The organism is Bartonella sp. AP150HLJHH, assembly GCF_042196385.1.
Classification (GTDB): Bacteria; Pseudomonadota; Alphaproteobacteria; order Rhizobiales; family Rhizobiaceae; genus Bartonella.
This window is the reverse complement of record NZ_JBHIQC010000044.1, coordinates 1-7,265: the sequence shown is the minus strand read 5'-3', so window position 1 is coordinate 7,265 and position 7,265 is coordinate 1. Positions and strand designations below refer to the sequence as shown.

Here is a 7,265-nt window from a genome sequence, read left to right as displayed (position 1 = left end):
GAAAGTGGTGTGATTTCATTAGCTATAATCCAAACTTTGTAGGCAAATCTACTGGTTTGAGAATGAAAATCAAACGCATCAACCGTGATGAGCAATACATTGAAGAGATTAATAAAGCTGTCGAAATCTTTTTAGGGGAAATAGAACAAGAGATGCAAAAGATTTTGGCAAAAGCTGCTTAAACCTATGGGGGTGCTCTCTCCTCCCCGCACCCCCACCCTTCTTAACACTTTCAAGTAATGCGTGATTCACGCCACGGGTGGATTGTACGCAAATCAAGGAAATAAACCATGGAAAAGAAATACGAACTTACTGATGAAACAACTGAGGTTGATGGCAAAACTCTCCACCGCATTCGTGCCTTACGAGACTTTGGTGGTATTAAAGCAGACGACCTAGGCGGTCTTATAGAACATGAAGGCAACTTATCCCATGAGGGCAATTGTTGGATTTGGTATAAGGCTTGTGTTTTTGGAGATGCCCGTGTTTATGGCAATGCACTTGTTTTCGATGAAGCAAAAGTTTCCGATAATGCACATGTTTACGAGAGCGCACACGTTTTCGATGAAGCGCGCGTTTACGGTCGTGCAGAAATTTATGGAGAAGCAAAAGTTTACGGTGAGGCATGCGTTTACGGCAGGGCAGAGGTTTACGATTGTGCACGCGTTTTCGATGAAGCACGTGTTTACGATAAGGCAGAGGTTTACGGTTGTGCACGCGTTTACGATTATGCAAAAGTTTTAGAAAATGCACATGTTTACAGTTATGCATATGTTTCCGATAAGGCAGAAGTTTATGGCAATGCAAAAGTTAAAGACGGACATGTAGGCGATAGTGCAAGGATTTATGGTGATGCTAAAATTTATGATCATGCAGAAGTTTACGGTAATGCATGCGTTTCCCATAATGCAGAGGTTTATGGTTATGCCAAGGTTTTTGGTGATGCCTTGGTTTTTGGCAATGCACATGTTCATGGGCGTGCAAAAGTTTACAATGATGCACGCGTTTTCGATGAAGCACGTGTTTACGATAAGGCAGAAATTTACGGAGAAGCAAAAGTTTACGGTGATGCAGAAGTTTACCGTAGCGCACACGTTGATGACTATAACGCCATATCCACTGGAGAAAAGACCAGATGAAAAAATATGAACTGACTGATGAAACAATCGAAGTTGGGCGCAGAACGCTCCGCCGCATTCGTGCACTGAGAGATTTGGGGGACGTCAAGAAAGGTGATCTTGGCGGCTATATCGAGAAAGAAGACAATCTAAGTCATGATGACAATTGCTGGGTAGGCGATGATGCAAAAGTCTATGGTTATGCCAAGGTTTTTGGTGATGCACATGTTTATGGAAACGCTCGTGTGGATGGTCATGCAAGAGTTTATGACAAAGCCAAGGTTTTTGGTGATGCTTATATTGATAACATTGCTGATATTTACGAAAATGCATGTGTTTTTGGTAGTGCATCTGTTACCGGAGAAACTAATATTTTTGGCAATGCGCAGATTTTTGGACATGCTCGTGTTTTTGCCAGTGCACAAATCTACGAGAATGCACAAGTTTCCGGTGGTGCATTTATTAGTGGAAAAGCTAAAATTTATGGAAATGCTAAAATTTATGACAGTTCATTGATTTCCATCAGAGCAAAAGTTGGGGGAAATGCCAAAATCTATGGTTATGCATTTATTCATGGAAACGCAGAGATCATCAATGATGAAATCATCACAACGGGCGAGAGGCAATAATGGAAAAAAATACGAACTACTAATCTTATAGTATCTCTATAAGCCGTTTCTAACACCGAAAAACCAACTTTTAAACACCAGCGTGATTCACGCCACGGGGGAATTACATCTCAATGAAGGGGAATAAACATGCCACACCGCCCACCTACTATCACGCAACCAGCTATTGCTCGTGCTTTAAGAGAAGCTAAAAAACAAGGATGTGAACTCATAGAAATCAAACCTACAGGGGAATTATTAATTCATATCAATAAAACCATAACACCAACAACGACAGATAATACTTATAGCATTGACGATTTTCCACCACTTGAAAACGAGCAAGAAGACTACGAGACCAGCAAAAGTTGCCCCTCTGTCGACGGTATAAAGTTTTAGCCATGCCAAAACGCCATCCACCGCATCTTGTTCGTGAACGTACACGCCATGGTAAAGTTATATGGTATGTACGTATTGGTCATGGACCACGATTTCGGATTGAAGGAACCTATGGAACGCAAGAGTTTGTCGATAATTATACGCTTGCTCTTAAGCAAGCGCAAAATGGCACCTCCAAGAAAAGAAAACAAACCAGACTTGTAGAGGGCTCTTTCGATTGGTTGTTGCATCAATATTTACAAAGCATGCAATGGCATAATCAATCAGAATCTACTAAAAAAGTTAAGTATAGAATTCTGAACAATATTTCTAAACATATTGGTGATCGCTCTTATAAAAGTATAGATAAACAACACATTCTTGAGGCAGTAGAAAGAAGACGCGAGACTCCCGCAGCGGCAAAACATTTTTTGACCTCTTTAAACGGTCTCTTTAATTGGGCGGTTGATAATGCTCTTTTAAACAGAAATCCTGCTTTTAATATAAAAGCACCAAAATCTCTTAACAGCGAAGGATTAGCGCCATGGCTAGAAGAGGATATCGATAAATATTATAAACAATGGGCTATTGGTACCCATGAACGCGTATGGGTTGATGTGCTTCTTTATACGGGCTTGCGCCGTGGAGATGCCGTTCGTATCGGTTGGAAAGATGTCAAAGATAATATCATTCATCTCAAAACAGAAAAGAGCCAATTTAAAACAGATGTTTTTCTTCCTATTTTACCAGAACTAGAGGAAACCCTTAAAATTGGTCCCATAGGTGATGAAACATTTATTTGCGGTAAAGAAGGTAAAAAACTGACCAAAGAAAGTTTTGGTAATCTGTTTCGTAAAGCTTGTAATGCGGCGGGTATTAAAAAATCAGCGCATGGATTGCGAAAATTAGCAGCAACACGTGCAGCAAATGCTGGTGCGACAGTTTCGCAAATGAAAGCGCTTTTTGGCTGGACAGAAGATAAAATGGCATCTCTTTATACCAAAACAGCCGATAGAAAACGCCTTGCAATAGAAGCCATTAAAAAACTTCAAAAAGGTTAGAGCAACGGGCGGAAGCTAAAAAACTAAAGCCCCGTCAAAATTATAAACGAAATCAAAGCGACGTTTGATGTGCTTCAGAAACCAGAGGAGAAATAGGTGGTTGTGTCTGTTGCATTGTTTGCCATAAATTATAATTTGTTTGCATATCCAGCCAAAATTTCGCTTTACTAAAACCAGCTAGTTCTAATTTCACTGCAAGTTCGGTACTCATAGAGGCATGTCCGTTAATCACTCTTGATAGAGAAGCTCTTGTCATATGGAGATGATTAGCTAACTTTTGTATTGTTATCCCCATTTCGTCTAAGAAAGCTACTTTTAGAACTTCGCCCGGATGTGCGGGGTTATGCATCATTATTTTCGTTCCTTTCATCAATGGTAATCTTGATAATCAACAAGCTCCACATCTGTTCCTATAAAGCGAAAAGTAACACGCCAATTTCCATTCACCCATATAGAATAGTATCCTGTAAGTTCACCTTTAAGAGGATGCATTTTAAAGGCAGGTGCTTTCAACATTTCGGGCGTGGTAGCACTTGTTAAAGCCGTTAAGATAACGCGTAATTTCTTTACGTGATCTGGTAGAATAGCTTTTGTGGAACCTGTTGTATAAAATAATTTTAAGCCCTTATGTCTGAAACTCACAATTGCCATTAGCACCCCTTATCGTATACTATTACTATACGATTTATAAAAATAAGAGTCAAGTAAGATACTGGAAAATCTGATTACATATTTGGATAAAATGATTGAGAATAAGCTATAAAAAAGTTCGGGATAGACATAAAATAAGTTAATAAAATCAATGGAATTAAAATTCCCTTACCTTTATATAAGTTATTGATTGCATATAAATGTAGCATTCCCACCCCCTCCGCCACAGCACTTTTATGGTGCTATAACTTTTTGATTGTAGCTTTGTAGCTTGACGGCAGGTTTTGTATATTTTGCCACTAGGTTTTGTACCAATTTATTTTTTTTCAAAGAGTTTTTAAGGGGTTCTCAAAGGGTCTTCAAAGACCTTTCAAAGATCATTTAAAGCCTCTTTTTCTTTTCTGCTCAAAATCGCAATTTTTGATGATCAATCATTGAGTTGGAATCGTATTATTTGAGAAGCAGCGTATATAAGATGTGTTCACCTCTTTTATCTTAAATTGATTGATAGTTTTTCCGTACCCCAAACACATTATTCAAGTACATTATTAAAAAAAAGAAGCGTTTAAGGAGTTCGGTCAAGTTGACCAAATTGCTCTTCAGTCTGCAATTGTGCAATGTTTGCACCATTGCTCCTTTGAGGAATTGGGTAAACATTACCCTATTGCTGTACTCATGCAATTGGATCAACTTGATTCTATTGCTCTTTGAGCAATTGGTGCAAGTTGCACCTATTCCTTACCTCCACACCAAAGTGCGAACTTTTGGTTTTGGTCTCAATACTCTTCAACACCGATCAAAGAGTCAAGTTGCCCCTTTGATGTTCTGTCACTCAGAGGTTTATTTTTCTCCTGCCTCTTTTCCCTTGTTTGGTGCCTCAAAGGTAATTTCTGTGGTGTATCCGCTTTGTTTTTCATAGCAGTGGGTGACGGTTGCAGCTTTCCATGGTCCATTGATTTGCCCACGAAACCCTTGAAGGATGAGAGGTTGATCCGCCATGATTTCTGGGCGTCCTGCAAGAGTTAAAGAGCCACTGCCCACAGCACGACACAACCTGTCCGACTCGGAAGCAGCAGCAGCTCGTGCTTCCTCCTCACAAGTGTAACAAGTCCGTAAACGCCGCACGGGACCGCTAAACCCTGTCTGATGCTTGACTTGGCATTGCTGCCCTTTTGAGCGATCAAAATAAGAAGCTTCAATAGTGCCATATTGCGTGCGTGGCTCTAACGTGAATTCCCAGTTAGAACAGTCATGCTTATGAAGTTCGAGTGCTGGTAAATTGTCCCCGCTTAAAAATAAAAACTTATTGTCCTTGATCAAAAAACGTGCCCGCATGCGATCGGCAAGGCGGGTTAAAAAATCAACAGCCGATTGATCTGTGCGAATCACATAAGGCAAATTTTGTTGAGTGAACTGGGGACTGACCTTTGCTTGATAGCCATGGCGTTTGGCGAGTGTCTCAACAATCTCACCAACAGTTTTGTGATCAAAATGTTCACTCGCTTGTTCTTTGAGTTCTTTACGCATCGAGGCGCTTTTGCCACAAAGGCGCAAAATCTCTCCATCACTGCCACCAATACTCACCACCGACTCAACAACAAAACACCCCATAAAGGCACTGATGCTGTTCTCATAGCCAAAAATCACTTGCAGAGTGCTGTTGCTTGAGGGAATCTCTAAATCATTGCCACCATCATCAAACTCTGCTTCAAATGTATCGGCTTCATTGCCCGCATGGTCCGTAATGGTTGCCGTTAAAAGACGCTGGTAAAAAACCTCATGAACAGGTTTGTCTCCCACCTTGACCATAATAAAAGGATGCGTGCGCATTAATCCCATAACCGCTTCACCACACTATTCTTTTCTTGGCTGACAAACTCAGGCAAAACGACCTTTAAGCCCCGCGGTAAAAACACACCATATTTGGCAATCTCTGGATTAGCTTCCAGAGTGGCTTCTAAATAGCCTTTGAGTAAACCAGCTTGCCTCCGGTCTCTGAACACTGCCATGGCATGGTGAAAGCAGAGGAGATCGAGGCTCATATCCTCTAGCTCTACAACAACATGTTTTTCTGGTATCTTCATAGAGGTTGTCCCACTTGGATTTGTCTCTCTTGGTATTGTCCTTGTGGTTTTCCGCCATTAAAAAAGGGCAAGAGCGTAATGGAATAGCGGATGCGCTGGGATTGACCAGAGCGACTGATATAGTCGTGGTCTTTATTGATCGTGGTGATTACTACGGGTCCATGGAGAAGGACACTATAGGTGGTATCATTGATCCAATGAAGCATCTGGACCGGCTTTGCTCTTCGGATAGTTGTAGTGATGGCATCAATGGCTACCCGGTCCCCAAATTCTTCTGGAAACCAAACCCCATGAATGGTTTTTGCATCATTGCCATAGCCGGTAAATTGCAAACTGGGTGCCTTGCCAAAACGCTCCATACAAACCCATGAGGCAGAAAACTCTTCTTCAAAAGATTGGAAATTCAGCCAGTCCACATAAAATTGATGCGGTCCTAACATCATCAAAGGATCTCTCATAGGCTCCCTCCCCTCATTCTGTCCCGCCATGCAGCGCATTGGCACGTGCCCGTTGCAAAGCATGGGCAACCGCACGACCAGTGGCCATGGGTTCACGCGCCCCATTAACATGCACTGTGACATTTTGATTGTGTGTGATGGGGGAACGGTCTTTGTCTCTTTGCTCTCTGGCAGATGAATTTACAGGAGAAGCCCCCGCAAATTGCACGATGGGTTGGATGGCTGTTTTACCCCCCAAAAAACTTGGCAAAAACTCTCTTACATCAATGGAACCAATCCACCCCTTAATGCGGCTAGGCAAAGATTTACAAAAATCCATCAATTGTGAGATAGACGACATAAAGCCATCGACAATCGAATTAGCCAGATCTTCGCCCGCTTGTTCCATACCAGCCTTGGCACTCTCCGAGAGCTTTTCCTGTGTAAAAAAACTCTTCAACCATTGCCAAAAGTTGGAAAAGCTTTGTTTAACGCCCTCCCACAAATTGCCAAACCACTCGACAACAGAGGAAAGTCCTTGTTTAAACTTTTGCCAATGGGAAGAGAGATCAAAAGCAGCAGCAATGATGTTTTTCCATTTGGTGATGGTGGTGGGTTCAGCACCAAAAAAGCGCATGACGGCTTCAAAGGCTTGCCCAAAAGCCCGAGATACCCCCCGTGCAAAGCCCCTCATAAAAGAAGAAAAACGATCCCAATATTTCCACAAAGCAAAACCAGCAGCCAGTATGACCGCCACAACAGCAGCAACCACAGCCCCTATTGGGGTAAAAATACCCCCCACAACAGAGGAAATACCCGCCCCAACCACTTCGATCACTGTCCCAACAGAGCCAAAAGAGGCAGCAAATGCACTTCCTGAGACAGCAATCCCCCGTAAAGCCCCGACCAACAAGGTCATGGGGCGTAA

Annotated in this window: 9 protein-coding genes and 2 pseudogenes; 5 read left to right on the top strand and 6 right to left on the bottom strand. The window is 42.0% G+C overall.

Translation table 11 applies throughout. From position 1 onward, the window contains the following. The 5 genes and pseudogenes from ACFING_RS08855 to ACFING_RS08835 form a co-directional block, all read left to right on the top strand. Positions 1-182: pseudogene (locus tag ACFING_RS08855) on the top strand (exonuclease); the annotation flags it as partial. A gap of 108 nt (positions 183-290) precedes the next feature. Then, entirely contained in the window at positions 291-1,139 is an 849-nt protein-coding gene (locus ACFING_RS08850; protein ID WP_375613897.1) for a hypothetical protein, read from the top strand. Further along, positions 1,136-1,747 carry a hypothetical protein gene (locus tag ACFING_RS08845; protein ID WP_375630538.1) on the top strand — a complete coding sequence of 204 codons (612 nt, stop codon included), beginning with the start codon at positions 1,136-1,138 and terminating at the stop codon, positions 1,745-1,747. The genes ACFING_RS08850 and ACFING_RS08845 overlap by 4 nt, the downstream gene beginning before the upstream one ends. Positions 1,748-1,876: 129 nt before the next feature. Beyond that, the gene (locus ACFING_RS08840; protein WP_015857131.1) at positions 1,877-2,125 is read left to right on the top strand and encodes a hypothetical protein; all 249 of its coding nucleotides are present in this window, start codon (positions 1,877-1,879) and stop codon (positions 2,123-2,125) included. 2 nt (positions 2,126-2,127) lie between these two features. Further along, positions 2,128-3,165 carry a tyrosine-type recombinase/integrase gene (locus ACFING_RS08835; RefSeq protein ID WP_375630536.1) on the top strand — a complete coding sequence of 346 codons (1,038 nt, stop codon included), beginning with the start codon at positions 2,128-2,130 and terminating at the stop codon, positions 3,163-3,165. A gap of 52 nt (positions 3,166-3,217) precedes the next feature. On the opposite strand, the gene ACFING_RS08830 is transcribed toward ACFING_RS08835, so the two are convergent. The 6 genes and pseudogenes from ACFING_RS08830 to ACFING_RS08805 form a co-directional block, all read right to left on the bottom strand. Next, positions 3,218-3,517: a HigA family addiction module antitoxin gene (locus ACFING_RS08830; protein WP_183194585.1), complete on the bottom strand. Its 300-nt coding sequence runs from the start codon at positions 3,515-3,517 to the stop codon at positions 3,218-3,220. A 17-nt stretch (positions 3,518-3,534) separates the two neighbouring features. Continuing rightward, positions 3,535-3,816, bottom strand: a complete 282-nt coding sequence (locus ACFING_RS08825) for a type II toxin-antitoxin system RelE/ParE family toxin (RefSeq protein ID WP_375630534.1) — start codon at positions 3,814-3,816, stop codon at positions 3,535-3,537. Positions 3,817-4,656: 840 nt separating this feature from the next. Then, positions 4,657-5,646 carry a phage late control D family protein gene (locus tag ACFING_RS08820; RefSeq protein ID WP_375630540.1) on the bottom strand — a complete coding sequence of 330 codons (990 nt, stop codon included), beginning with the start codon at positions 5,644-5,646 and terminating at the stop codon, positions 4,657-4,659. Further along, the gene (locus ACFING_RS08815) at positions 5,646-5,900 is read right to left on the bottom strand and encodes a tail protein X (RefSeq protein ID WP_375630532.1); all 255 of its coding nucleotides are present in this window, start codon (positions 5,898-5,900) and stop codon (positions 5,646-5,648) included. Before ACFING_RS08815 ends, ACFING_RS08820 begins: the two co-directional genes overlap by 1 nt. Beyond that, entirely contained in the window at positions 5,897-6,358 is a 462-nt protein-coding gene (locus ACFING_RS08810) for a phage tail protein (protein WP_375630530.1), read from the bottom strand. The genes ACFING_RS08815 and ACFING_RS08810 overlap by 4 nt, the downstream gene beginning before the upstream one ends. 13 nt (positions 6,359-6,371) lie before the next feature. Beyond that, positions 6,372-7,265 (bottom strand): annotated as a pseudogene (locus ACFING_RS08805) (phage tail tape measure protein); the annotation flags it as partial.